This is a genomic window from Streptomyces sp. PA03-6a, assembly GCF_033792765.1.
Classification (GTDB): Bacteria; Actinomycetota; Actinomycetes; order Streptomycetales; family Streptomycetaceae; genus Actinacidiphila.
Map to the genome: position 1 here is coordinate 28,872 of NZ_JARAVK010000009.1, position 24,245 is coordinate 53,116.

The following is a 24,245-nucleotide window of genomic DNA, read 5'->3' on the forward strand; positions in this document are numbered from 1 at the left end:
CGGCGACGAGGGGCTGGGGAGCTCGATGAAAGCGATCGTCCAGAAGAGGTTCGGTCCGCCGGAAGTCCTGCGCCTGGAGGACGTCGAGCGGCCCGAGGCGGGAGCCGGCGAGGTACTGGTGCGGGTGCGTGCGGCGGCCGTCAACCCGTACGACTGGCACATGATGCGCGGCGACCCGTATGTGGCGCGGCTGATGGGCGGCATGGGGGCGACCCGGCCGAAGGTACCGGTGGCGGGCATCGACGCGGCCGGGCACCTGGAGGCGGTCGGCGCAGGCGTGCAGGGCGTCACACCCGGTGACGAGGTGCTGGGCTTCTGCCCGGGCTCGTTCGCCGAGTACGCCCGCACCACCCCCGACCTGGTGGTCCCCAAACCCGCGGGGCTGACCTTCGAACAGGCGGCGGCGGTGCCGATGGGGGCGGTGACCGCGCTGCGCGGCATCCGCACCGTGGGCCGGGCGCAGGCCGGGCAGCGGGTGCTGGTCAACGGCGCCGCCGGAGGCGTGGGCCACTTCGCCGTGCAGATCGCCGCGGCCCTGGACGCCGAGGTCACCGCGGTGTGCAGCCCCGGCAACGCCGACCTGGCACGCTCCTTGGGCGCCGCGCACGTCGTCGACTACACCCGGCAGGACTTCACCCGGTCGGGCGCGCGCTACGACCTGATCCTGGACAACGTCGGCAACCACCCGCCGGCCCGGCTGCGCCGGGCACTCACGCCTGAAGGCATCCTGGTGGCCAACGGGGGCGGTTCACCCGGCCGCATGTTCGGCGCGGTCGCCTCCACGCTGCGCGTGGTCGCGGCCAACGCGTTCGTCCGGCAGCGGCTGCGCGTCATCCTCCCGGCGGCCCCGGCCGGGCCCACCCACGAGGACCTGCTCGCCGTCACCGCGCTGATCGAGGCGGGCCTGCTGGCCCCCGTGGTCGACCGTACCTACCCGCTGGCCGAGGCTGCCGAGGGGATGCGCCACGTGGAGCGGGGCCATGCCCGCGGCAAGACCGTCATCACTGTCGGCCGTCAAGCGCCCCCGGGTGAAGGGCCGGGAGTTGCGAAATGAGTCCCCTGGTCGACCGCGTCGCGATGGAGTCGGTTTTCGGCCCCGATGAACTGGTGACCGTGGATGACGCGGCGCTCGCCGGCGTCATCCACGAGCCGACCCGGGTCTTTCTGAGGGACGTGGGCCTTCCGGACCGGATCGGCTGGTTCATGGCGGACCAGCGGCTCATCGACGGCGACCTGCGCATCGGCGGCGAGGCCTGGCAGGCCGTCTCGGAGAAGTACCCGAACTGCCCCTTCGACATGTCGTCGTGGCTGTCCCTCGGCGGGATCGGCATGGACGACGTCGTCGCCGACACCAGGACCGGGGCCGTGTACTGCGTTCCGGAGGACGGGGGACCGCACCTGCTCAACAGCACGGTGGATGCGCTGGCGTTCTTCCTCCACGCGCTGGAGGAGGAACGGCCGGACTACGACCCCGAGGCCGCCACCGACGAGGGCGTCGACCCGCAGGGCGCGCGCGACAGGCTGCTGACACGCATGCGTCGTGCCGACGCCGCGGTCATGGAGGACGAGGACTCCGTCTGGTACAGCGTGCTGCGGTACGTGCGGAACCTCATGCAGGACTAGACGATTAGTTCCGAATGCAGGGTTCTCAGGAGTTAGGGAGGGTGTCCAACATCGGGTTGTGACGACCGAATTAGACACCCTCTTGACTGCACTGTACGTGCACATCGACGACCGTTTGAAGACCTCGCGGTGGCGTGGCCGGCCGCCGAGGCTGACCGACGCCGAACTGGTCACCCTGGCCGTTGCCCAAGCCATGCTGGGCTTCCACTGCGAGGCCCGCTGGCTGCGTTTCGCCCACGCTCATCTGCACGGACTGTTCCCCTATCTGCCCCAGCGACCCGCCTACAACAAGCGCCTGCGGGCCGCCCTGGGCCTGGTCAAACAGGCCATCCGGTCCCTGGCAGCAGACACCGACCTGTGGCTGGACCCGGTGTGGATCGTGGACTCCACGCCCGTGGAATGCGCCCGCTCACGCCAGACCGTCAAACGGTCCGACCTGGCCGGCTGGGCGAATTACGGCTACTGCCAGTCCCACTCCCGCTTCTACTGGGGCCTGAAACTGCACCTGGTGTGCACCCCGGCCGGGCTGCCGGTCACCTGGGCTCTGGCCGACCCGAAGATCGACGAACGTCAGATACTGGCCGCTCTGATCGACAACGAACCCCACCTGTCCGCCCATCGGCCCGGCCTGCTCATCCTGGCGGACAAGGGCTACATCGCCGCCGAACTCGACCGCTTCCTCGCCGCACGCGACATCAGCCTGCTCAGGCCCTCCTACCGCAACCGCGGCACCCAACAGCCCGCGGAAGCCCTGCTCAAGACCGTGAGGCAGCTCATCGAGTCGGTCAACGACACCCTCAAAGGCCAGCTTGACCTCGAGCAGCACGGCGGCCGAACCATCGAAGGCGTCGGTGTCCGCGTGGCCCAGCGAATCCTGGCCATGACCTGCGCGATCTGGCACAACCGCACTATCGGCGCACCCATCACCAGGTCACTGACCGCCTACGACCACTGAGCCACATCGGAACTAATCGTCTAGTGCTGTGACGACCACATAGCTTCGCCGGGTTGCTCGTTGATCTCACTCAAGGGCAAGTGCCAGTGCCTGTTTCAAGGGTGCATGGCGTGCTCCGGTGGACGGCTGAAGCCCGCCACTCCCGCCGGAGCAGGGCGTACACCAGGTCGTCGCGCCATGCCCCCTTGAAGAACTCCGTTCCGATGAAGAGGGCCTCCCGGCGCATGCCCAGCCGTTCGAGGAGCCCGGCGGAGGCGGCGTTGTCCGCGTGGCAGCGGCCGATCACCCGGTGCAGTTCCAGTGCGTCGAATGCCAGGTGCAGGACGGCGAAGGCGGCCTCGGTGGCGAAGCCCTTGCCCTGGTGGGCGGGGTGGAAGACGTAGCCGAGCTCGCCCTGGCGGTGTTCCGCGCTGATCAGGACCAGTTCGACCTGCCCGACGACCGTCCCCGTGCCCGGCTCGACGACCGCCAGGCTGAGACAGTCCCCGTCCGAGACCAGTGTGGTCTCCCGGGCCATCTGCTCCACCACCACCCGGACGTCCTCCGGTCCGCGCGGCTCCCATCGCATGAAGCGGGCGACGTCGGGCCGGCGCTGGTACTCGCAAACGTCCTGCGCGTCCTCGGGCCGGAACGGGCGGAGTATCAGCCGGGCAGTGGCGATCGGAGAGTCGATACACAGCATCGGGCGACTGTACCCAGGCCACTCCGCCGACCAGTCGCCGTGTCACCGGACCGGTGGTGCGCGCGGCCGCTTCCGCCGCGTTCGGAACATGGACGCCCCTGGTGCTGTGACCGCGTGGGTTGGCTCCCGACCACCCACCCGGTGAACCTATGCGGTCACCGCACTGGCGAACCGGCCCCACCCTCGGCCGGCCCCGGGCTTCACCGCCCGGGGCCGGGAGGAACGGCGGGTCGACCGCCGTCGCCTACGGACGGGCGTAGGGCCGGGTCATGACCTCCATGTTGTGACCGTCCGGGTCGGCGAAGTACGCGCCACGACCGCCGAACAGGCGGTTGATCCGGCCGGGATCGGCATGGCCGGGGTCGGCGTAGTAGGTGACCCCCACCGCTTCCAGGCGGGCGATCACCTCGTCGAACTGGTCCTCGGACACGAGGAACGCGTAGTGCTGCGACTGGATCGGCTCGTCACGCTTCGCGTAGTAGTCGAGTGTGACGCCGTTGCCGAGCTCGACGGGGAGGAACGGACCGAAGGGCGCGCCGACCTTCAGGTCCAGCATCACGGCCAGGAACTCGGCCGACAACTGCCGGTCCCGGGCGTGGACAGCGGTGTGGTCCAATCGGGCGGGAGCCGTCGGCGGCTCGTTCGCGTACGGGTTCTGCTGCTCGTTCGGCATGGGTGACATCGGTCTCCGGGTCTCGGATTCGCTGGGAACGGGCACCGCGTGGGGCGCCGCGAGGAGACTCGGAAGGAGGGCGGGGCTCTTGCCCGCCTCGCGCTCACGCCGAGGCCGGCAACCCGACTCGTGCATGGCTCAAGGCCGACCCGGCAGTCACCCGATCGAACTTAGTGACTGCCACGGGCCTGGGCAACTCCTCCGAACATCTGCCGGAAGCCTGGTCAGCGGGTGGCGCTCTCGGCGGCCTGCCGGATGATGCGGGCGACGGCCTCGGGCTGGGAGACCGACACCGCGTGGGACGCGTCGAGTTCCACCGTGTGGGCCTTGGCGCGCTCGGACATGAAGCGCTGCGCCGCCGGCGGGATGTTGCGGTCCGCGGTGGCGATCAGGCTCCACGAGGGGATCGACCGCCAGGCGGCCGCGGTGGCCGTCTCCTCCAGGGCCGCCGCGGCGACCGGGCGCTGGGTGGCGGCCATCAGGTCGGTCACGGACTGCGGCACGTCGGCGGCGAACTGGTCGTGGAAGCTGTCGGTCTTGATGTAGAGGTCGGTCCCGGTGCCGCCGTCGGCCAGCGGGAAGGGCACCGCGTCGAGGTTCGGGCCGAGGGTGCTCCCCGGGTAGGCGTTGGACAGCTCCAGGGCGCTCTCGCCCTTCTCGGGGATGAAGGCGGCGACGTACACCAGGGCCTTGACCTTCGGATCTCCGTCGGCGGCCTGGCTGATCACGGCGCCGCCGTAGGAGTGCCCGGCGAGCACGACGGGTCCGTCGACGCTCTTCAGCACGCTGGCGAGGTACGCGGCGTCACCGGCCAGGCCCCGCAGCGGGTTGGCCGGCGCGAGGACTGGAAGTCCCGCCTGACGCAGGTGCTCGATGACGCCGTTCCAGCTGGAGGAGTCCGCGAACGCGCCGTGCACCAGGACGACCGTGGGCTTGTGCGGGGCGGGGCGGGCGGAGGTGTCGTTCATGGTGGTTCTTCTCCTTGGGCAGTGCGGGTCGTGTCCTTCGCCGGTGCGCCGCTGGGGCGCCGCCGACACCGAGAAATCTAGCGCCAGATTGACTTGTGCACAAGTCGATTGCAGGCAAGGTAAATGAGCGGTCGGAGGAGTCAAGGGACTGCGCGCGACGGCGCGCGAGGCCGCCCGCCGCATCGGGCTGGGCCGCCCCGGGCCGGTGCAGGGCGGAGCTAGCGCATGAGCGACCGTGAGGTCGAGGCGGGGGAGCGCCCGGTGGGCGGACGGCACCCGGTGATCGGCCTGTATCCGGCCGCGTACCGCCGGCAGCACGGTGCGGAGATCGCGGCGACCCTGGACGTCACCAGTGGCGTGGGCCGGTTGGAGGCGCTGCGCGAGACGGCGGCCGTGGCAGGGCACGCGCTGCGGATGCGGACGGGCCTGGACTCGGCCCGCCCGGCGGGGCGGGTGCTGGCCGCGCTGATCCCCTGCATCGTCGCGGTGGCGGCCTCGCTGCCGGCGGCGCTGCCGGCGGTGTGGCCGCGCGATCCGCTGCCCTGGGACGGCGAGCGCACCTATGCGCCGCTCGCCCATGCACCGTGGCCGGTCGTCCTGGGGTGCCTTCTCGCAGGCCGCTGGGCGTGCCGATGGTCGTGGGATCGGTCACCGCCTTCCAGGCGCCGGCCGGCCCCGGGGTGACCGAGTCCGGGCGCGCGGACCCGATGCACCTGTTCACCTTCTTCGCGCCGCTCATGCTGGCCTACGCCTCCGGGACGCTGTGGGCGAAGACTGCGAGCCTGACGGGCGTGGCCGCCCTCGCCATCCGCCTCGGTCGGCAGTCGCGAGCGGCCCGGCAGCGCCGCGGGACGACCTGAATCGGCGCCGGTCAAGCGCCGGGCGCACGGCGCGCTCTGACGGAGGGTGGGCAACACGGTGCCCGCCCTCCCGAGGAGTTCCGGTGTGGCCGAGGGTCACGTAAACCGGGTGAGAACGCTCGAGCGGGCCATGGTGCCCGGGTCTCGTTCGCACTCTTCTGTAACCGAGTTCCCGGTCGATGAAAGGCGCATGAGAGGGTCGGACGCAGTTTGCGGATCGCCACCGAGGAGGAGCCTTCATGCGACCACTTCCCGCCATGACCGGACGGGATGAGTTCGAGGCCCTCGTCGTCAGGACCGACTACGACGACGAATCGGCGTGGCAGGACGTGGCAGCGGCACTGGTGAAACCCTGGGGAGACGAGCAGTACGACGCTCAGGTCCACGTCATCAACGATCCGGCCTGGGCAGGAGCGGCCGTTGGCGAGGTGCTGGAGGCGGTCCGCGCTGCGGAGGACCTGTCCGTCGTATTCCTCGCCGACCGGACGACCATGCAGGCCGAAAGCCACTCGCTCCTGGCGGTCACGACGTTGAGGCGAGAGGACTGCGAGGACGATGAGGACTACGAGCAGCTGATCGAGTTCGGCCGGGAATTCCGCACCACCCCAGCGGGGGTCCACGAGGTCCACGCGAACCTGAGTATCGCCAACCTGGGATTCGAGGAGTACGCGGCATGGGCCCACGATGATTCCGAGGGGGTCTTCCGCGGATCTGACTGAAGCCGTGGACGGACCCGACCCGCACGAGCGTGGCGGGCCCGGTCCGTGCTCGGGGCGTGGGAATGTCCGTGCCAGGTGCCCCTGAACTGCGGCTTCGTACCCTGGCAGCAGGGCCAGAGCTCCCGGTCGGGTACGCCCGAAGGTGAGGCCGACGCTACTGACGGCAGTGCGCCCCGCGCCCCTGATGCGGACGGCCGCCCCCACTCGGGAAGCGGCCGTACCTCATTGGTACAACCCTGTCTGCGCATCTTCAGGGTCGGTCCTGCCTGCGTACCGACCATACGAGCCGAGTCCGGTGCGTGCACGGCGTGTCAGCTTGCATTCGGCTCGACGGGTGACGGCGCGCCAGGTCTGACTGCTGTAGACGGTGCGAAGGTCAGGACGGTGACAGGCCCCGTGGACGGACGAAGCGGGACCCATATGCGTCTGAGCCGGCATCCACGGGAAAGGCCGGGCAATCGGCCTCCACCGACCGGCTAGGCGTTGATTCCCACGTTGCCGGGGACGAAAGCCGACACTGCCAGGAGGCCGCGCGAGCAGGGTGAAACGTCGATGGGGAGGTACGCCGTGCGGGCGGCGATCGGAGCGCCCACGACGTATGCGGAGCCGGCGCGGCAGACGTCGCTCACCCCTTCCGGCACGCGTTGCCACGCGACGTTGAACGAGGCTTCACCCGAAGGCTGCACGACAAGGCGGCGAGCGGGTTCGGTGTAGAAGGCGTCGCCGCCATCGTGCGTGATCCTGATCGCGACGCGACTGCCATTCCTGCCTGCCACGGCAACGGGAGGATAGCCCCACAGCGCGCATGGCCGGGTCGAGGTGTTGATGAGGACGATGAGATCCCGCTGATGTCCCGCGTCGACCTGGCTGTTGCCCAGATGGGCCTCGAGTTCGGTGCACGGCCCTGGTCCCGCGGAAAGGCGATCATTCGCCCGGGCGGGAAAGTCGGATGTCATGGTGTCGACGGTGACGGTGGACGCCGAGCGAGAGGGGGCCGCAGCCCCCGTGCTGCGCGTGGCGTACGAGCAGCCCGGGAGGGCCGTCGCAGCACAGACGGCACCCGTCGCCAGCAGCACGCCGACGCGGCGGCCGGCAGGCCTGGTGAGGACCACGGGAAGCTCCCTTCCGGCAGGACGCCGGTCACTTGAGTTCGGGCGGCACCGACGGTGGCGGACCAACAGGTGATGTCCTGGGTCTTCCCGGCTAACGAACCGTGGTCGAAGAGATGACGGCGCCGGCCGCCCGTGATGCGCCGCAGGGGTGACTTCTCACCGTCCGGACCGGGATTTGTCGGGTACGGTGCAGCGACGGCGTCGGCCGACCGCATGCTCACCGAATATTTCGCCCCCTGCCTTGCGGGCGGTGAACGCGGCGGGCACACGTGTTGTCTCGAACGACCGGCCTTCGCCCGGCGCGTCGCCGAGGGATGTCCGATCCCGCGGTCCTTCCGGATTCACGAGAACGTGCCCCTCGGCACTTCCGGTGCCGAGCGGATCGGAAATGACGCTGACCTGCCGGGGAGTGAGCCTTCCAAACGCATCAACAACCGTCACGCAACTCGCCCAGGTCACCTATCCCGATTGCGTGTAGGGTCACGTTGGTTGTTCGGGAAAGGAACAAGAAAAATGGCGCAGCGCGTGCAGACTCTGCTGGTCGATGACATCGACGGCGGTACCGCTCACGAGACGGTGAACTTCGGCCTCGACGGGCGTGAGTACGAGATCGACCTCAGCGACGACAATGCGGCTGCGTTGCGCGATGCGCTCGCTCCGTTCCAGAAGGCTGCCCGCAAGCAGTCGCGCAGCCGTGGCAGGGGAGTGCCGCAGCAGCGGACGCAGGTCGGTGCCGACAATGCTGCGGTGCGCGCCTGGGCGAAGTCGAACGGCGTGGAGATCAGCGACCGCGGCCGTATCTCGGAAAGCGTCCGCCGTCAGTTCGAGGCCGCGGCCAACGGCTGAGACCCGCACCGGCACGACGGCCCGGCCGGCAGGGACACGCCTGCCGGCCGGACTGCGTTGCCCGCCTCACCGCAGGAGACACCACGGGCCCCCTGCCGCCGGGCCGCCAGCGTCAAGCGCGGTGGTACTGGACGGGGGTCGTGACCTGCCCGCCCAGTGCCGTGGCCGCGTGGCGCGCCCAGTACGGGTCGCGCAGCAGCTCGCGGCCGAGGAGGACGGCGTCCGCACCACCGGAGCCGACGATGGCCTGCGCCTGACCGGGCTCGGTGATCATGCCGACGGCGGCCACGGGCATGCCGGCCCCCTCGCGTACGCGCTGCGCGTAGGGCACCTGGTAGTCGGGGCCGACCGGGATGTTCACATCGGGCACATTGCCTCCGGTGGAGACGTCGAGGAGGTCGACGCCGCGGGAGCGGAGCTCCTTGGCGAGGCGGACGGTCTCCTCCGCGGTCCAACCGTCGCGCGCATCGTCGTTCTCCTGCAGCCAGTCGGTGGCGGAGACCCGGAAGAAGACCGGCAGGCCGGCAGGCCAGACCTCGCGTACGGCGTCGACGACCTCCAGGGCGAAGCGGGTGCGGCCGGCGAAGTCGCCGCCGTAGGCGTCGGTGCGGCGGTTGCTGTGCGGGGACAGGAACTGGTGGATCAGGTACCCGTGGGCCCCGTGGACTTCGGCGACCTGGAACCCGGCGTCCAGGGCCCGCCGGGCGGCGTCGGCGAACGCCTCGACGACGGCGGCGATTTCATCGGCCGAGAGCTCTTCGGGAGTCGTCGCGCCCTCCTTGAAGGCGGTCGCGCTCGGTGCGACGGGTGTCCAGCCGTGCTGGGCGTCGGGGGTGATGGGGGCGCCACGGTCGATCCAGGTGCGTTCGGTGGAGGCCTTGCGGCCGGCGTGGGCGAGCTGGATGCCGGGCACGGTGCCCTGGGACTTCAGGAAGGCGGTGATCCGGCGGAAGGCCTCGGCCTGGGTGTCGTTCCAGATGCCGAGGTCGTACGGGCTGATCCGGCCCTCGGGGCTGACCGCGGTGGCCTCGGTGATGATGAGTCCGGTGCCGCCGGTGGCCCGGGCCGCCAGGTGTGTGAAGTGCCAGTCGTTCGGCACGCCCGCCTGGTCGCCGTCCGGCGCGGCGCTGTACTGGCACATCGCGGCCATCCAGATCCGGTTCGGAATGGTCAGCGACCGGAGGGTGAAAGGCTCGAAGAGCGTGCTCACGAAGGTGTCTCCTCAATACGTGAGAACAGTGGGAAATGAGGTGCGGGAGGGGGAATCCACCGATGCCCTCCCCATGACGAAGGTGTGTGTGGGCGCCGCCATGGCGGCGCCCACACACGTTCGCCGTGGTGCTGCCGCGTCTTTCAGGCGAAAGACGTGAGGATCAGCGCGGAAAGCGCCGCGCGTGGCACGATGCGGCCGGCGTCGACGTATTCGGACACGGCGTGGGCGCCGTCGCCGACCGCGCCCAGTCCGTCCAGGACGGGGCTGCCCGCGGCTGCGGCGAGGTTGCCGTCGCTCGCGCCCCCGACACCCGCCTCGTCGAGCCGCTCGCCGAGCAGCCCGGCGCAGCGCCGTGCCAGTCCGGCCAGGGCGGCCACGTCGGTGGTGCGGGTGAAGACCGGCCGGTTCCAGTCGCCGGTGACGGTGACGGTGGTGCGGGGATCGTGGGGCCGCAGGCCGTCCAGGGCTGCGGTGATGCGCTGCGCCTCGGCTTGTGTGGAGACGCGGACGTCGATGTCGGCGACCGCGTGGCCGGCGGTGACGTTGGGCCGGGTGCCGCCGGTGACGACGCCGACGTTGAGGCTCGTGCCGGCGTCGTGGTTCCGCAGACCGGCGAGATCCAGGATCTGGCGGGCCAGTTCGTCCACCGCGCTGGCTCCGCGCTCCGGGTCCAGACCGGCGTGTGCTTCCTCCCCGGTGACGGTGACACGGAACAGGCCGACGCCTTTGCGTGCCGTCTTCAGGGCTCCGCCGGGGGCGGACGCCTCGAAGACCAGGGTGGCGCGGCTGTGCCGGGCCTCGTCGACGATGACGTCCCGCGATGCCCGGCTCCCCGTCTCCTCGTCACCGTTGAGGAGCAGGGTGACGGCCGGCCGGGGCAGGCCGAGCGCGTCCAGGGCCTTCAGCGCCCAGACGGCCTGGACGAGGCCGGCCTTCATGTCGAAGACGCCGGGCCCGGTGATGCGGTCACCGTCGACGTGGAAGGGGCGTGCCGCCAGGGTGCCCGCGGGCCAGACGGTGTCGTAGTGCGCGAGGAGCAGTACGGGGGCGCCCCCGGTGCCGGCGTGGCGGCGGATCAGGATGTCGCCCGCGTCAGGGCGGCGCAGGACTTCCTGCTCGCAGTCGGTCCCCAGGCGCTCGTCGAGCCACCGCCGCAGCCAGTCGAGGCACGTGCCCAGGAGCTCCCGGTCGTCGCTGGGGCTCTCCAGCCCAGTGTAGGCGGCCAGGTCCGCCACGATCTCCTCGTGCCGGCCGGCGAGCCACGACCGGATGCGCTCGGCGTCCCCGGGGCCGGCCGCGGGCAGGTGCGGCACGTCCCGCCCGGGGGGCCGGGTCGCGTCGTCACCCCTGGCGGCCAGGGGCCGCAGGGCTTCGAGCCGCTCCTCGGACATGGTGGCGGGGTCCTTCTCGAGCTCCTTCAGGCCGTCGACCACCGCGCGCAGCACCGGTGTGGGGATGCCGTGCCGGTCGGCCCGGGCGAACACCTCGGCGTAGTGCGTGGTCACCTCGACGGGATGGCCACGGACGGCCAGGTCGCGCCAGATGCCGCTGCGGTTCTTGGGCTGGGTGCGCAGCCACCGCGTCAGCCGGTCTGCCGCGGCGCGTCCCCGCTGCGGGGACGCGCCGGCGCGGAAGGCGTCGGGCTCGAAGGCGTCGAAGGGTTCCAGGGTGACGCCGAGGGTGTCGGCGACCGCGAAGACCTCGGCGGCGACCGCGGCCATGACCGTGGTGTGCCGGTCGATCAGGTCCGCCATCGGCGCGTCCGCCAGCGCCGTGGCGGCCAGCATGGCGCCGAAGCCCGCTTTGGCCCAGAGATAGCCGTCCACGTTGCTGCTGGCCACCGCGTCGGCGCCCACCGAGAGGTGGGCCACCAGTCGGCGGACCCGCGCGGAGACCGGCCTGCCACGCATCTCGCCCAGGACGAGGGCGCCGGTGCCGCCGTCGCGCACCACGCCGGGTTCGGTCACGTCGGCGAAGACGTTGATGAAGGCGGCGATCGTCCGGTCCGGTCCCACCCGCTCGGCGATGCGATCCTCGTTGAACCCGTTCTGCAGGGAGGCGACCCATCCGTCCGGGCGGAGGCGCGGGGCGATCCAGTCGAGTGCCGTGTCGGTCGCCTGTGCCTTCACGGCCAGCAGCACGTGGTGCAGCGGGCCCTCGTACTCCTCCGGCAGCAGCGCCTCGACGTGCGCGACCTCGGGTTCCCGGCCGTCACGGGCCAGCGCGAGCCCGTGCGCGCGGATGGCCTCGACGTGAGCACGATCGGTGTCGACGAGCCGGACGCGCTGTCCCGCCCGTACCAGGCGGTGGGCGAGGACGCCGCCGATGGCGCCGCCCCCGACCACGGTGTAGGTGCCCTCGGTCATGCGGTGTGTCCCTCCTGGATGCGGGGCAGGTGCAGGGTTCCCGCGCTGGAGCCGCCGTCCACCCGCAGGACCTCTCCCGTGATCCAGGAGGCCTCCGGTGTGCTGAGCCAGTAGACGGCCTCGGCGATGTCGGACGGCGTTCCCGCACGTCCGAGCGGGTTGACCGAGATGGCGGCGGCGTACTCCGCGGAGACGGGATTGATGCTGCTGCCGACCGGGACGAATCCCGGGCTGACGGCGTTGACGCGGATGCCCTCGGCACCGAGTTCCAGGGCGGCGGCGCGTGTGGCCATCTCCAGCGCGGCCTTCGACGTCGCGTAGGGGCCGCCGCCGAGGCGGGAACGCAGCGCCGATCCGGACGAGATGTTGACGACGCAGCCCCCGGCCCCGTCCTGCCGTGCCTGCCTCGCGTACGCGGCGGTGGCCAGCACCGGCGCGCGCAGGTTCAGGTCGAACAAGCGGTCCCAGGTCCGCGCGGTGACGTCGGCCATGTCCAGGGAGGGGTAGACACCGGCGGCGTTGACCAGGACGGCGATCGGGCCTCCGGCCGCCCGGGCCCCTTCGACCAGAGCGCCGGCGGTGTCGGGCTCCGTGAGGTCCCCGGGAACGGGATGGGCCCCCAGCGCTGCGGCGGTGTCCTCCAGCGCGTCGCCCGGGAGGTCGGCGAGCGTCAGGCGGAAGCCTCCTTGCGCGAACCGCCGGGCGACCGCCCGCCCGATCCCGCCGGCGGCGCCGGTGATGACGGCGTGGGGCATCAGGCGAACTCCTTGTCCTTGGTCTCGGGCATGGTGAGGTAGACGACGAGGGAGACGAGCGAGGCGGCGGAGACGTAGAGCCACAACCAGCCGCCGTAGTCGTGGTCGTGCATCCAGGTGGTCACGTAGGGCGCGGTGCCGCCGAAGAGGGCCACCGCCAAGGCGTACGGGAGGGCGATGCCGGTGGCGCGGATCTCGGGAGGGAACTGCTCGGCCATGATGACCGCGCAGTTGGCGGAGTAGCCCAGGATCAGCAGCATGCCCGTCAGCTGCACCAGGAACAGGCGGGTGAAGCTGGCGTCGAGGAAGTGGAGCAGGGGCCAGCTCAGCACGATGAACCCGGCGGCGAATCCGGCGAGCGTGGGCTTGCGGCCGATGCGGTCGGACAGCCGGCCGACCAGGGGCAGCAAGGTGATGAAGACGGCCAGGCACAGGCTCTGCGAGAGCAGTGCCTTGCTCAGGGGTATGCCGGTGGTCAGGTTGGCGTACGTGGGCAGGTAGTTGACCCAGATGTAGTAGGTCAGGGTGCCGGCGATGGTGATGCCGGCGACGCGCAGGGCCGCGCGGGGATGCTCGGTGACCATGATGCGCAGGGGGTTCGAACGGGTGAGGCCCGCGCTCCGTGCCCGGTGGAAGGAGTCGGTGTCCTCCACCGAGATCCTCAGCCACAGGCCGGCCAGTCCCAGCAGGCCGCCGGCGGCGAAGGCCACCCGCCAGCCCCAGGAGTGCAGGGCCGCGTCGTCCAGCGTGGATGTCGTCAGGGTGCCGAGCAGCGAGGCGATCAGTGCGCCGCCGCCGACGGACACCTGCTGCCAGGAGCCGGCGAACGCGCGGCCGCCCCGGACCCCGGATTCGACCAGGAACGCCGAGGAGGACCCGAACTCGCCTCCGGCGGAGAACCCCTGGACCAGCCGGGCCAGCAGGAGCACGAGGGGGGCGGCGACGCCGATGCTGCCGTACGACGGGGTCAGCGCGATGACGAACGACGCGCCCGCCATCAGACCCACGGTCAGCGTCAGGCCCTTCTTGCGGCCGTTGCGGTCCGCGTAGACGCCGAGTGCCGCGGCACCGACCGGGCGCATGACGAAGCCGACGGCGAAGATCGCCAGCGTGGACAGCAAGGCGACGTCGTCGGCGCCGGAGGGGAAGAACTCGGTGGAGATGATCTTCGCGAAGATCGCGTAGAGGGCCCAGTCGACCCACTCGATGGTGTTGCCGACGGCGCCCGCGGCGATGGCCTTCACCTGACGCGCGTTCAGGCGCGCGGCGGGCTCGGCGCCCGTTGGGGCGGTCCGGTCCTGCTGTGCGGTCATGCTCTGCTCTCCGTTCCGCGAGACGGGATGTCGTGGCGCACCGCTTCCGCCAGCTGTGCGTGGGTGGCGTACCAGACGCCGGGGTGGGCTGCGATGTGGTCGAGCAGTTCACGCAGGACGACCAGGCGCGAACGGTGGCCGATCACGTGGGGGTGCAGGGTGAGCTGGAAGACCCCGCCGTCCCGGTAGGCGGCGTCGAACTCGTCCGTCCAGATCTCCAGGACGTCGCGGGGGCGGGTGTACGGCCGGACGGAGCCGTAGCGGTCCATCGTGAAATAGGGGGCGTCGTCGCGGATCCAGTCGACGGGGATCTCCACCAGCCCCGTGGGCTGCCCGGCTGCGAGGATCTCGTACGGCTCGTCGTCGGCCATCAACGAGGAGTCGTAACTGAACCCCAAGCCGAGGAGGGTCTCCAGCGTGCTCGGCGAGAAGTCCCAGGAGGGGGTGCGGACACCGACCGGTCGCTGACCCGTCAGCCGGGTCAGCGTGTCCACGGACCTCTCGACCAGGGCGCGCTCGTCGGCCGCCGACAAGAGCGTGTTGCGTTCGTGGATCCAGCCGTGCACGGCCAGTTCATGGCCGGTCCGGGTGTAGGAACGGGCCTCCTCCGGGTGGAGCAGGGCGGACACGGCCGGCATGAAGAACGTCGCCGGCACGCCGTACTTCTCCAGCAGCGCCAGGATGCGGGGTGCGCCCACGCGAGCGCCGTACTCGCCCTGGGCGAGCCGGCCGGGGCTCGTCTCTCCGTCACGCAGCGGGATCGTCTCGTGGTCGGGATCGAAGGACACGGCGACGGCGACGCGAGCCCCGCCGGGCCACTGGGCGGGGGTGAGGCGCCGTCCGGCGCGCACCGCGTCGACGTGCCGGCGCCATTCGCTCTCGGGCCACCGCCAACTCTCCGCGGGCGGGGTGCTGTCCGTTTCGGGCATGGGAGGTCTCCACTTCGTCGGGAACGACAGGAGGAAGAGATCCGCGAGGAGCGCGACGCCGAAGCGGCGTGCCCTGGCGGGGAAGGCGGCGGTCGGACCGCCGGAGAGCCCGGACCCGAGCAGGTCAGGCCGGGATCGTCATCTTGGTCCAGGCGTGCTTGAGGGTGGCCAGATGCAGGGTGATCTCGGAGGCGACCAGGCCGGGCAGGGCGCCGACGACCTCGGCCGTGTAGCGGAACACGTCGGTGCGGTGGGGCAGGACGACGTGCCCGACCAGGTTGAACCTGCCGGTGGCGGCGGACAGGAACTTCGTCCCGGCATGGCGGGCGAGCTGCCGTCCGGCCGCGTCGAGCCGGTCCGGCTCGACCGACAACCAGACCATGAACTCGGCCTCGAAACCCAGCAGCGCCGGGTCGACCAAGGTGCGGAAGTACAGCACCCCCCGGTTGACCATCCGTTCCAGGGCCCGGGACACACTGGACTCGCTGCGCCCCAACTGCCGTGCGAGCGTGCTCATCTGCAGCCGCCCGTCCGAGGACAGGGACCCGGCGACCTCCCGTTCCAGATCGGACAGCGCTTGTGGCGCCTCGTCCCACCCGGTGCGTTCGAAGGGCGCCGCCAGCGCTACGGGACGCAGCGCGTCGCGGGCCTGCGGGGGCAGCAGGCCCGTGTCCCAGTGGGCCGGTGACGTGAAGCTGCGGATGGCGGCGACGCACTCCGTACCCGTGATCAGGTGGGCGCCCGGCAGATCGGTGTACAGCAGGCGCATCAACTGGTCGTTGTCCTGGGCGACGAAATCCACGATGAGGTCCGCCGCGCCGGTGACCACCGCCAGGAAACGCACCTCCGGGCACTCGGCCAGCAACCGCGCCAGTTCCAGGCCCTTCCCCGGACGCGCCTGGACACGGACGAGCATGGACGAACCGGACATGGTGCGGTCGAGTTCCAGGGTCGCCACGACGCGGACGAGCCCCCGCTCGCGCAGGCTCTGGTACCGGCGCTGCACGGTGGTCTCGCTGGCGCCCGCCCAATGGGCGATCGCACTCCACGGGGCACGGCCGTTGAGCTGGAGCGCCGCGATGATGCGGCGGTCCATATCATCGACGATTGCGGAGTGGGGGCGATCAGGCATGCCGGAACATTAAGCCTGGGCCAAATGACGGTCAACGGAGGAATCCTGCGCCATGGCGAAGGCACCTCTTCCCGCGCTCCGCCCGTCTGGCGCCCGCATATTGCATATCTGCAGGTCAACAGTCATACGGGGGTTCGCTGCGAGAGTGCAGGATACCTTCACGGAGCACTGCACTTTTCTTTCATGGCCGCATACCGCACGACAGGCCGGAGATATGGACGGTGGCACGCTGCTTCTATTTCGGCACGCCGCTTCCAGTTGTTCCGTCCCCGGGTCAATCGGTGAGCGTTGCGTCCGGACCACGCCGCGGCACGTCACCGCGGGAAGCCGTCAGACGGACCGTTGGGCACCGTAGGTGCCGTGGTCCATGCGGAATCTCATCGCGTCGGTACCGAAGGCTTTGATGTGTCCGATCAGTATCGACTTCAGGGGCTCGGGAAGCTTCCGGCCGTGGGCGTTCGTCCACTCAAGTGAGCCGAACAGTTCGGCGGCACCGTCGAGCTGAGCCGGGTCTGGCGGGTGCACGGTGAGTGCGGCGAGCAGGATGTGGGCGGGGCGTCCTCGGCCAGCAATTGGCGTAGCACCGCCAGGTCGTACCACATGGAGCCGCCGGAGGACTCCCTGGACCGAACCCCCGCCCAGGCCAGTAGGACGCGAATCCGTTCGATCGCGTCAGGGTAGTGACGGCGGGTACGCATGACGAGCCGCTTCTCCGCCTCCCGCAGTCGGCTTGACCAGGCCAGAAGGTCGTCACCCGGCGCCTCGGCCACGTCCGCGGCCGCATCGGACAGCCCTGCCGGCGCGGCGTGTATCCACCGCATCCGGCGCTGCTCGGCCTCGTTCTCCTGGACGGCCAGTTCGGCCTGGACCCTTTGTGATCCGGTCAGGCCTCGCTCCGCCAGCCATGCGGTGAGTGCCGGTCCGTCCTCCAGGTCGGCGTCGCAATCACCGAGCCCTCGGAGACCGGTCCGGTGGTGCAGGGACCAGCGCGCGATCAGTCTGCCGCTCGGGTCGTGAATCAGGATCGTCGGCCAGCCGATGCACCGGCACAGGTCGCCGGTCCCACCGTCGACGATGGACAGCACCCGAGCGAGGTCGGCGATCTCGCCACCGGTCACCACGAGTCGCGGCAGGTCGGCGGAGTCGGTCTGGTGGGGCGGTCCCTCGACGATCTCGACGCGAGCGGCGCGGGCCAGCACTGCCCGCAGCCGCGCTGTGGTGGGCGGACCGTCGCCCGTGCCCGGCGATCCCTGATGCGTCACGCCCGCGAGCATATCGGCGCTCGACGAACCGGGACCGCCGGTCTTTTCAGGGGCGACGGCCCGCGTCTTGGAGGACTTCAGGACGCGGGAAAGCATGCCCGCGCCCCAGGGGAGACGAGCCTGCGGAGAGCCGCGGCACCGGTGACCGGGGTGCATCGCCGCACCCTGCGCTTCCCTTCCAGGAGGGCGGGACGCATCCGCCGGGCGGGGGTGGCCCCGAAGGGCCTCGTGCACTCGCCCATGCCGGCGCCCACGTAGGGGACTTCGCTCCGTCAGCGCCCCGCCCCGCACGGTAAGGTGCGGCCCGAACACTCGTTCTGTGATCATGCCGGGAAGCGGTGCCATGTCCTGACGCTCTCCGCCGCCAGGTGGTCGTCGGCTGCCCGGACGGTCTCACCGGCGAGCGTCCTACGCATCCCACCGACGAAGGAAGAGTGCCTTTCCTGTGAAACCAACCCTGACCCGAGCAGGTCTCGGGGTCTCCCTCGTGGCCCTGCTCCTGACCGCGCTGGCGGGCTTCCAGGCAAGCGCTGCCGAATGGCAGGACTGCCCCGACGGCCGAGTGTGCGTCTACACCGACACCGACGGCCAGGGGCGGGAACTCCCTTCGGCACCGGACGCCGCGATCCAGGTCCACACCGCACAGTGGGACAACCAGATCAGCTCCGTGCACAACAACTCGCCGTACTGGGCCTGTCTTTACGAGGACACCTACTACGGCAGCGTTGTCCAGGCGATCCGTCCCGGCTTCCAGGGCAACCTGGCCGACACCAGCACCCAGCTCGATGACCGGGTCAGTTCGCAGAAGTCGGCGAAGTCCAAGAGCGGCTGCTTCACGGGCTTCGAGCGGTGCCCCGACGGAAACCTCTGCCTTTTCACGCAGCCCAGCGGCCGGGGCGCCATGACGACCTCCCAGGGCGACGTCGACCGGTACGACGCCTCGTGGGACAACCGCGTGGTGTCCGTCGCCAACTACACCAACCTGCACGTGTGCTTCTACCGCGATCCTGGCTACGGGGGCTCGTGGACCGACGCGGGCACGACGTACCGGACCTACGTGGTGCTCAAGACCGACGCCACCGTGATACCGCAGCCGTACGCGGGCAGCTTCTCCGCCCACAAGCTGGTCGAAGGGACGAGCGCATGCTGAACCGCGGACGACTGAACGCGAGCCGGGTGGCCGGCCTGGGTGCCGCCGCGCTCATCCTGGCCTCCTCGACGGTGGCCGCACCCGCCGGAGCCCAGACTTCGGGCGCCCAGGCGGAGACGATCCTCACCCTCGACCTGCTGAACTCGGGCACACACGACGACGACACGGGCGTACCCGGGGTCACCCGAACGACCTATGCCTACACTGGCACTTCGGGCCCTTACAAGGTCAACGTGGTGCTCGTCGACCCGGACAAGGCGCCGCTGACCCTCAAGGGGACGTACGGCAGCGGCATGGCTGCCGCCCAGACCACCACCTCGATGCTCCAGGGCGTGTCCACCAACCTGCTGCGCCGCCCCCGGGCCGGGGTCAACGGGGGCTTCTTCGACATCGACGCCACCGATCCGTCCGCTCCGCCCTACAGCGGCGACGTCGCCGGCGTCGTGATCCGCAACGGGCGGCTGCTCAGCGAGGCCGTCAGGGGCAAGGGCGACAAGCCGGTGGGCTCCGCGCTGGTACTGCAGCACGGCCGGGTGTACATCACCGAGCTGAACACCACGCTCACGGTGCAGCCGAAGGACGGCTCCGTCCCGCCGCGGCAACTCGACGGCATCAACCGCTTCCCCGGTCGCAACGCCCATTGCGAGGGGGCCGCGGAAGCCGACGCCGACGAGACCTACGAGAACGGCGTCTGCACCGATCCGAGCGAGATCGTGTCCTTCACCCCCGAATACGGCGCGAACACGCCCACCACCGCCGCCAAGGCCCTGGGGAACGACCCGGACCATCCGAACGAGCCCGGAACGATCAGCCTCGATGGCGGCATCGAAGTCGTGCTGGACGCGAACGACACGGTCCTCGCTCGTTACGAGCCTCGCGGCGGCCGCGCCGTCCCCGTCGGCGGCCGCATCCTCCAGGGCATCGGCGAGGGAGCCGTCTGGCTCCGCGCGAACGCTGCCGTCGGCTCCCAGCTGAAGGTGTCCGAGACGCTCGTCGACACACGCTTCGGCGACGACATCCCCCTCAGCCCCTCGCTGAACGCGACCGCCGGCGGTGACCTGCTGGTACGCAACACCGCGGTCGAGTACGTCCAGCCGGCGGGGACCACCGACTCCGCCGTGGCGCGCACGGCCATCGGCACCGACGGCTACGGTCGGATGATGCTCGTGACGGTCGACCGGGGCAGCGCCAGCAAGGGCGCGACCCGCCTGGAGATGGCCAACCTGCTCCGCGACCTCGGCGCGGTGGACGCCCTGAACATGGACGGTGGCGGCTCGACCACCCTGGTGTGGCAGAACGCGCTCGCCAACACCCCGTCGGACGGGAAGGAACGTGCCGTCGCCGACGCGGTCTTCGCCGGTCCGGGCGGATACCCCCTTCAGTGAGCCGGTGCCCGGCGGTGTCCGTTCCGCCGGACGAGGGCGCCGTCGCCTGAGATGCGCCGCCACCGGTCCCGAACAGGGGATGAAACCGGTGGCGGCACAGGGCGAACGGCGGTAGGGGTTGAGCGCGTGACGAGGGGACTGTGCTGATCGGCTATTCGTTGCCGTGGACGAGCGCCGACCCCAACGGTGTACGCCGGTAACGGATCTCGTGACGGTGTCGCGCCCCGACGACCAGCCCGCTGTCCCGCAGCACCCTCAGGTGCTCGGAGACCGTGGCGGGTGCCAGCTGGTGCCGTTGTGCCAGCCGTGTTGTCGACGCCGGCTCGTCGAGCGCCGTCAGCAGGGCGGCACGGGTTCCCCCGATGAGTCGTGCCAGGGCGGCGCTCGGGAGTTCACGCGTCGGCTGCCAGAGGTTGCCCAGGCCCCGGGCCCGGTAGGCGACCGCCGGCTGCCACGGCGGCTGCGTGATCACGATCGCCTCGTCCCACTTGAACACGCTGGGCATGAGCAGCACGCCTCGCCCGGCGAGCGCGACGTGCTCGTTGCCGCCGGGGTCGCGTACGAGGGTGTCGCCCGTCCAGTGCAACGTCCGGTCGAGATCGGCGAACAGGCCGTCCAGACCGCCTTCGGCAAGTCGCCGCGAGCGGTAGGCGATGTCGGCCTCCAGCGCTGCGCGCACCTGCGGCCACACCGGCTCGACGAGCGCCTGCCACGCCGCGCGCACCAACTGTGTCAGGAGCCCGAGCACGTCGGCCGGGTCGCCGAGCAGCAGCCGTCCGCGTCCGTCGGCCTGGGCGCCCGGGGTGTCGAGCAGTGACATCTCGATCTCGCGGCGCACGACGGAAGCGGGCGTGGCTGCCATCCGGGTGAGCTCGCCGTCGAAGTCCGGGGAGGAGGTGAGCGGGGGCAGGGAGAGGAAGTCCGGGGTGTAGCCGCGACGTGGCTGCAGCAGAGTGAGCGGCCGCAGGTCGACCGCCTGAAGACGGGGCAGCGCCTCCTGCAGCCACCGACGGTGATGCGGACCGGGCCCGGGGCCCTGCGGTCCGGTCGTGATCCGTACTGCGGCGAGGGTCTCGAAGACCGGGGAGTAGGCGAACCGGCAGCGGGCCAGGTCGGACGGCCCGAAGCCGAGGCTGATGGCCACGCACACCCCCGTGGGTTCCGTGTCCCGAGCGTCGTACGCCGGCGACGGTGATTCGGCCCGTACCGAATCACTGGTGGTGATCCTAACCGCCTGGCCAGGATTGATCACCTCGGCCGGCACCGGTCGAACCCACCGGAGAATCAAGGGAGTACGGCAATGCACGACGTCACCGACCAAGCCGGGCCGGGCGGCCGGTATGCCGAGGTCAACCGCCGCGCCGCCGCGCTGTTCGCCGTCATCGACGACCACGAGGAGGCCGCGTTCCTCGCGCAGATCGACGCGCTCGTGGCCGAACTGCCCGAAGGAGATGCCGACGGCCTGTTCCACAGGGCCTGCGCCCGCGACTCCTGGGGCCATTCCGGCCTGGCCGTCCCGCTCTACCGCGAGGCGCTCGAACGCGGCGGCCTGACCGGCGAGAACCGCCGCCGCGCCGTGATCCAGATGTCCAGCTCCCTGCGCAACACCGGCGATGCGGCCGCGGGCCTGGCGATGCTGGAGGCCGAGCGCGCCCACGGCTCGGACCACCTCGACGACGCTCTCGATGCCGTCACCGCGCTGTGCCTCGCCTCACTCGGCCGCGAGCGCGAAGGGCTGTCGCTCGTCCTGATCGCCCTGGCCAAGCATCTGCCGCGGTACAACCGCTCCATGGCCCACTACGGAAAGGCTCTGATCGAGGACTGAGTTGGCACAGCGCCGCCGACACCCGTACCGCGCACCTCGGCGCGGACCGGGATCGCCGCCCGTCGCGTCGGAGCGACAGCCGACCACGGAAGGGCACGCCGATGCCGAGACCTCACGCACTCCTGCTCACCGCGGTGTCAGCGCTCGCGCTGGCCGCGACCGCCTGCGGCTCCGATACCGAAGCGGCCCCGGAGCCCCGATGGGCCGAGCCGGCGCGGTACTCCTTCACGCTGCTCTCCGAAGGCGGCGAGCGCGGTGGCCTGGGCAAGTACCGGATCACCGTGGCGGACGGGAAGGTGGCCGAGGCGGTAGGTCTCGACGAGGCGGCCCGGCGGACCATCGCCCGCGAGCCGCAGAACGTGCGGACCCTGCGCGACCTCCTCACCGAGCTGCGACAGGCCCGGGCGGACGAGGCCGATGTCGCGGACGCGGTGTTCGCTCCCGACGGACACCCCACCGAGATCCACCTCGACTGGGAGACGAACTCCGTGGACGACGAGGCCGACTACCTGATCACCGAGTACCGCGTGCACCCTTGAGGATCGTTCGCGCTTGCGCACCCCCACACCACCCGGGTCGCAGAGCACGACCGTGTCCCTGCCCCCTGCTTCTCTACAGCGCCGCCGCCGGGAGAGGGACACCACGGTCCGCGGCGACGGCGCGGGCCGCTTGGGCGCAGGCCGAGAACCGCTTCCCGGCGCGGTCGACCACCCCGGTCACGGGGTCGGCCGTACACGGGTGGGCACGGTCGCCGTGCCAGGTGCACCGGGCAGCGGACAGGCTGCCCGGGTCGAGTTCGGACAGATCGATCCACACCGCACTTTTCTCCATGCCGCACAGACTGGCACGCCCGGCAGCCTCCGCGGGCGCAAAAGCGGTCTGCGCCGGTCTGCTCAGCCCTGACCAGGAGGGCCGCTCGGGCCGCGTGGACCGGCAGAGACCGGGCGGACGGTCTGCCGACCGCTCGGGGCGGTCGTCAGCGGATTCCGGCCTCGGCCCGCGCGTAGAACGCGGCGAGTTCCTGGGGGTTCTTGGTGTAGACGTCGATCTTGCGCACCGTGCCGTCCTCGACCTGGTGGATCTCCACCATGGTCAGCGGGAACTCCTCACCGGTGGTGCGGGCCGTGAGCGTTCCGGTGAGCGTGCCGACGACGCCCGCCGGGCCCTCGTACACCTCGGCCGCGGTGATGGCGACGGCGGCGTAGCCCATCATCGCGCCGAGGACCGACTGCACGAACACCTCGCGGCCCTGGTGCACACCGCCGTACGGGAGCTGGTTCGGCTCGTCGACGATCACTTCAGGGGCGAGCCTTTCCAGGAGACCCGGTACGTCGCCCCTGCTCAGCGCGGCGTACAGCCCCCGCACGACATCCGCGGGGCTCTCAATCACCGTCTCGGTCGCCTTGTTCATCGTCTGTGTCCTTCCGGTCCTGTCCACCCATGGGGGTGGTGCCCCGAGGGGTCGGGGCACAGACCATGCAACGCCGGACGGCCGGGGCGGGGGAGTCCCTGCCGTGAGGGGTACTGCCAGGGTCCCCCACGCTTCGCGCGGCCTGCCTACCCTGTCCGTATGGACAACCGGGACGCCGTCAGTGCCTTCCTCCGCTCCAGACGCGACAGGATCACCCCCGAGCAGGCCGGACTGCCGACGTACGGTCAGCGGAGGGTGCCCGGGCTGCGCAGGGGTGAGGTGGCCACGCTCGCCGGGGTCAGCGTCGAGTACTACACGCGCCTGGAGCGCGGCAACCTCAAAGGTGTCTCCGACAGCGTGCTGGACGCCCTCGCCCGGGCGTTGCGGCTCGACGCCACCGAGCGCATGTACCTGTACGACCTCGCCCGTGCCGCGGGACCGGCGCCCGCGGCGCGGGTACGGGCACGGGTACCGCAGCAGAGCCGGCCCGCGGTGCGGCCGAGCGTGGCGCGGATCGTCGAGGGGATGCCGCGGATGCCGGCGTTCGTGATGAACAACCGCCTCGACACGCTGACCGCCAACCCCTTGGGCCGGGCCCTGTACGCGGAGATGTACGCCGACCCGACCTGCGGAGCGAACGTCGCCCGGTTCGCCTTCTTCCATCCCGCGGCCGGTCGGTTCTACGCCGACTGGGAACGCATGGCCCGTTTCGCCGTCGGCGCCCTGCGTGTCGAGGCGGGGAGGCACCCTTACGACCGGGAACTGACGGACCTGGTCGGTGAACTGTCCACCCGCAGCGACGCCTTCCGCATGCTGTGGGGATCCCACGACGTGCATGTCTTCCGCGACACCACCAAGCGCCTCAACCACCCGCTCGTGGGCGACCTGGAACTCGACCAGGAGACCATGAGCCTGCCCGACGAAAGCGGTCTGAGCGTGGTCGTCTACAGCGCGCCCTCCGGGTCCGCCGCCGAGGACGCCCTGACGATCCTCGCCAACTGGTCCGCCACCGCAGCGGAGCGGGAGGCGGACCACACCGACGAGCGGCGCAAGGGTTGACGATCCG

At 70.9% G+C, this 24,245-nt stretch carries 26 protein-coding genes; 12 read left to right on the forward strand and 14 right to left on the reverse strand.

Annotated features, from left to right (window positions below; translation table 11 throughout):
• The first annotated feature begins 25 nt into the window (after positions 1–25).
• The 3 genes from PV350_RS03945 to PV350_RS03955 are packed head-to-tail and all read left to right on the forward strand — an operon-like array spanning position 26 to position 2,578.
• Complete coding sequence (locus tag PV350_RS03945; protein ID WP_499517043.1) at positions 26–1,054, forward strand: NAD(P)-dependent alcohol dehydrogenase; 1,029 nt, start codon at positions 26–28, stop codon at positions 1,052–1,054.
• Positions 1,051–1,623 carry an SUKH-4 family immunity protein gene (locus PV350_RS03950; RefSeq protein ID WP_499516271.1) on the forward strand — a complete coding sequence of 191 codons (573 nt, stop codon included), beginning with the start codon at positions 1,051–1,053 and terminating at the stop codon, positions 1,621–1,623. The genes PV350_RS03945 and PV350_RS03950 overlap by 4 nt, the downstream gene beginning before the upstream one ends.
• A 58-nt stretch (positions 1,624–1,681) precedes the next feature.
• Positions 1,682–2,578 carry an IS982 family transposase gene (locus PV350_RS03955; protein ID WP_500332829.1) on the forward strand — a complete coding sequence of 299 codons (897 nt, stop codon included), beginning with the start codon at positions 1,682–1,684 and terminating at the stop codon, positions 2,576–2,578.
• Between the two features lie 70 nt (positions 2,579–2,648).
• On the opposite strand, the gene PV350_RS03960 is transcribed toward PV350_RS03955, so the two are convergent.
• The 3 genes from PV350_RS03960 to PV350_RS03970 all read right to left on the reverse strand — a co-directional run bounded on the left by PV350_RS03960 (position 2,649) and on the right by PV350_RS03970 (position 4,901).
• Entirely contained in the window at positions 2,649–3,260 is a 612-nt protein-coding gene (locus PV350_RS03960; RefSeq protein WP_500332831.1) for a GNAT family N-acetyltransferase, read from the reverse strand.
• A 244-nt stretch (positions 3,261–3,504) separates the two neighbouring features.
• A complete protein-coding gene (locus PV350_RS03965; RefSeq protein WP_500332832.1) occupies positions 3,505–3,933 on the reverse strand; it encodes a VOC family protein in 429 nt (142 codons plus the stop codon).
• 224 nt (positions 3,934–4,157) lie between these two features.
• Positions 4,158–4,901 (reverse strand): alpha/beta fold hydrolase, encoded by a 744-nt coding sequence (locus PV350_RS03970; protein WP_500332833.1) that lies wholly within the window; start codon positions 4,899–4,901, stop codon positions 4,158–4,160.
• A gap of 225 nt (positions 4,902–5,126) precedes the next feature.
• Here PV350_RS03970 and PV350_RS03975 point away from each other — a divergent pair, with 225 nt between their 5' ends.
• The 3 genes from PV350_RS03975 to PV350_RS03985 all read left to right on the forward strand — a co-directional run bounded on the left by PV350_RS03975 (position 5,127) and on the right by PV350_RS03985 (position 6,480).
• On the forward strand, positions 5,127–5,585 hold the full coding sequence (locus tag PV350_RS03975; RefSeq protein WP_500332834.1) for a hypothetical protein: 459 nt from the start codon (positions 5,127–5,129) through the stop codon (positions 5,583–5,585).
• The gene (locus PV350_RS03980) at positions 5,582–5,761 is read left to right on the forward strand and encodes a hypothetical protein (RefSeq protein WP_499516279.1); all 180 of its coding nucleotides are present in this window, start codon (positions 5,582–5,584) and stop codon (positions 5,759–5,761) included. The genes PV350_RS03975 and PV350_RS03980 overlap by 4 nt, the downstream gene beginning before the upstream one ends.
• Positions 5,762–6,000: 239 nt before the next feature.
• A complete protein-coding gene (locus tag PV350_RS03985; protein ID WP_499516280.1) occupies positions 6,001–6,480 on the forward strand; it encodes a DUF6924 domain-containing protein in 480 nt (159 codons plus the stop codon).
• Between the two features lie 476 nt (positions 6,481–6,956).
• Here the strand turns inward: PV350_RS03985 and PV350_RS03990 are convergent, their stop codons facing one another.
• Positions 6,957–7,436 carry a DUF4232 domain-containing protein gene (locus PV350_RS03990; RefSeq protein WP_499516281.1) on the reverse strand — a complete coding sequence of 160 codons (480 nt, stop codon included), beginning with the start codon at positions 7,434–7,436 and terminating at the stop codon, positions 6,957–6,959.
• A gap of 669 nt (positions 7,437–8,105) precedes the next feature.
• Between PV350_RS03990 and PV350_RS03995 the strand changes: the two genes are divergently transcribed.
• Positions 8,106–8,438 carry a histone-like nucleoid-structuring protein Lsr2 gene (locus tag PV350_RS03995; RefSeq protein WP_499516282.1) on the forward strand — a complete coding sequence of 111 codons (333 nt, stop codon included), beginning with the start codon at positions 8,106–8,108 and terminating at the stop codon, positions 8,436–8,438.
• Between the two features lie 112 nt (positions 8,439–8,550).
• On the opposite strand, the gene PV350_RS04000 is transcribed toward PV350_RS03995, so the two are convergent.
• The 7 genes from PV350_RS04000 to PV350_RS04030 form a co-directional block, all read right to left on the reverse strand.
• Positions 8,551–9,648 carry an NADH:flavin oxidoreductase/NADH oxidase gene (locus PV350_RS04000; RefSeq protein WP_500332835.1) on the reverse strand — a complete coding sequence of 366 codons (1,098 nt, stop codon included), beginning with the start codon at positions 9,646–9,648 and terminating at the stop codon, positions 8,551–8,553.
• 143 nt (positions 9,649–9,791) lie between these two features.
• On the reverse strand, positions 9,792–12,017 hold the full coding sequence (locus PV350_RS04005; protein WP_500332836.1) for a 2-dehydropantoate 2-reductase: 2,226 nt from the start codon (positions 12,015–12,017) through the stop codon (positions 9,792–9,794).
• A complete protein-coding gene (locus PV350_RS04010; RefSeq protein ID WP_500332837.1) occupies positions 12,014–12,772 on the reverse strand; it encodes an SDR family NAD(P)-dependent oxidoreductase in 759 nt (252 codons plus the stop codon). The genes PV350_RS04005 and PV350_RS04010 overlap by 4 nt, the downstream gene beginning before the upstream one ends.
• A complete protein-coding gene (locus PV350_RS04015) occupies positions 12,772–14,085 on the reverse strand; it encodes an MFS transporter (protein WP_500332838.1) in 1,314 nt (437 codons plus the stop codon). Before PV350_RS04015 ends, PV350_RS04010 begins: the two co-directional genes overlap by 1 nt.
• On the reverse strand, positions 14,082–15,014 hold the full coding sequence (locus PV350_RS04020) for a polysaccharide deacetylase family protein (protein WP_500332839.1): 933 nt from the start codon (positions 15,012–15,014) through the stop codon (positions 14,082–14,084). The genes PV350_RS04015 and PV350_RS04020 overlap by 4 nt, the downstream gene beginning before the upstream one ends.
• Positions 15,015–15,138: 124 nt before the next feature.
• Entirely contained in the window at positions 15,139–16,122 is a 984-nt protein-coding gene (locus PV350_RS04025; protein ID WP_499517044.1) for an Lrp/AsnC family transcriptional regulator, read from the reverse strand.
• A 449-nt stretch (positions 16,123–16,571) separates the two neighbouring features.
• Entirely contained in the window at positions 16,572–17,504 is a 933-nt protein-coding gene (locus tag PV350_RS04030; protein ID WP_500332840.1) for a hypothetical protein, read from the reverse strand.
• A 349-nt stretch (positions 17,505–17,853) separates the two neighbouring features.
• Here PV350_RS04030 and PV350_RS04035 point away from each other — a divergent pair, with 349 nt between their 5' ends.
• Positions 17,854–18,558 (forward strand): peptidase inhibitor family I36 protein, encoded by a 705-nt coding sequence (locus PV350_RS04035; RefSeq protein ID WP_500332841.1) that lies wholly within the window; start codon positions 17,854–17,856, stop codon positions 18,556–18,558.
• Positions 18,552–19,943 (forward strand): phosphodiester glycosidase family protein, encoded by a 1,392-nt coding sequence (locus tag PV350_RS04040; protein ID WP_500332843.1) that lies wholly within the window; start codon positions 18,552–18,554, stop codon positions 19,941–19,943. The genes PV350_RS04035 and PV350_RS04040 overlap by 7 nt, the downstream gene beginning before the upstream one ends.
• 151 nt (positions 19,944–20,094) lie before the next feature.
• Here PV350_RS04040 and PV350_RS04045 read toward each other — a convergent pair whose 3' ends face one another.
• A complete protein-coding gene (locus PV350_RS04045) occupies positions 20,095–21,087 on the reverse strand; it encodes an ArsR/SmtB family transcription factor (protein ID WP_500332844.1) in 993 nt (330 codons plus the stop codon).
• 156 nt (positions 21,088–21,243) lie between these two features.
• Here PV350_RS04045 and PV350_RS04050 point away from each other — a divergent pair, with 156 nt between their 5' ends.
• Together PV350_RS04050 and PV350_RS04055 are read left to right on the forward strand one after the other, a co-directional pair.
• Positions 21,244–21,768, forward strand: a complete 525-nt coding sequence (locus PV350_RS04050) for a tetratricopeptide repeat protein (RefSeq protein WP_500332845.1) — start codon at positions 21,244–21,246, stop codon at positions 21,766–21,768.
• Positions 21,769–21,869: 101 nt separating this feature from the next.
• Entirely contained in the window at positions 21,870–22,307 is a 438-nt protein-coding gene (locus PV350_RS04055) for a DUF6174 domain-containing protein (protein ID WP_499516293.1), read from the forward strand.
• Positions 22,308–22,380: 73 nt separating this feature from the next.
• Here PV350_RS04055 and PV350_RS04060 read toward each other — a convergent pair whose 3' ends face one another.
• Both PV350_RS04060 and PV350_RS04065 read right to left on the reverse strand, forming a co-directional pair.
• A complete protein-coding gene (locus PV350_RS04060; RefSeq protein ID WP_500332846.1) occupies positions 22,381–22,599 on the reverse strand; it encodes a hypothetical protein in 219 nt (72 codons plus the stop codon).
• A gap of 145 nt (positions 22,600–22,744) precedes the next feature.
• Positions 22,745–23,179 (reverse strand): nuclear transport factor 2 family protein, encoded by a 435-nt coding sequence (locus tag PV350_RS04065; protein ID WP_500332847.1) that lies wholly within the window; start codon positions 23,177–23,179, stop codon positions 22,745–22,747.
• Between the two features lie 159 nt (positions 23,180–23,338).
• On the opposite strand from PV350_RS04065, the gene PV350_RS04070 reads away from it, so the two are divergent.
• Positions 23,339–24,238 (forward strand): helix-turn-helix domain-containing protein, encoded by a 900-nt coding sequence (locus PV350_RS04070; RefSeq protein WP_500332848.1) that lies wholly within the window; start codon positions 23,339–23,341, stop codon positions 24,236–24,238.
• The last annotated feature ends 7 nt before the right edge of the window (positions 24,239–24,245 follow it).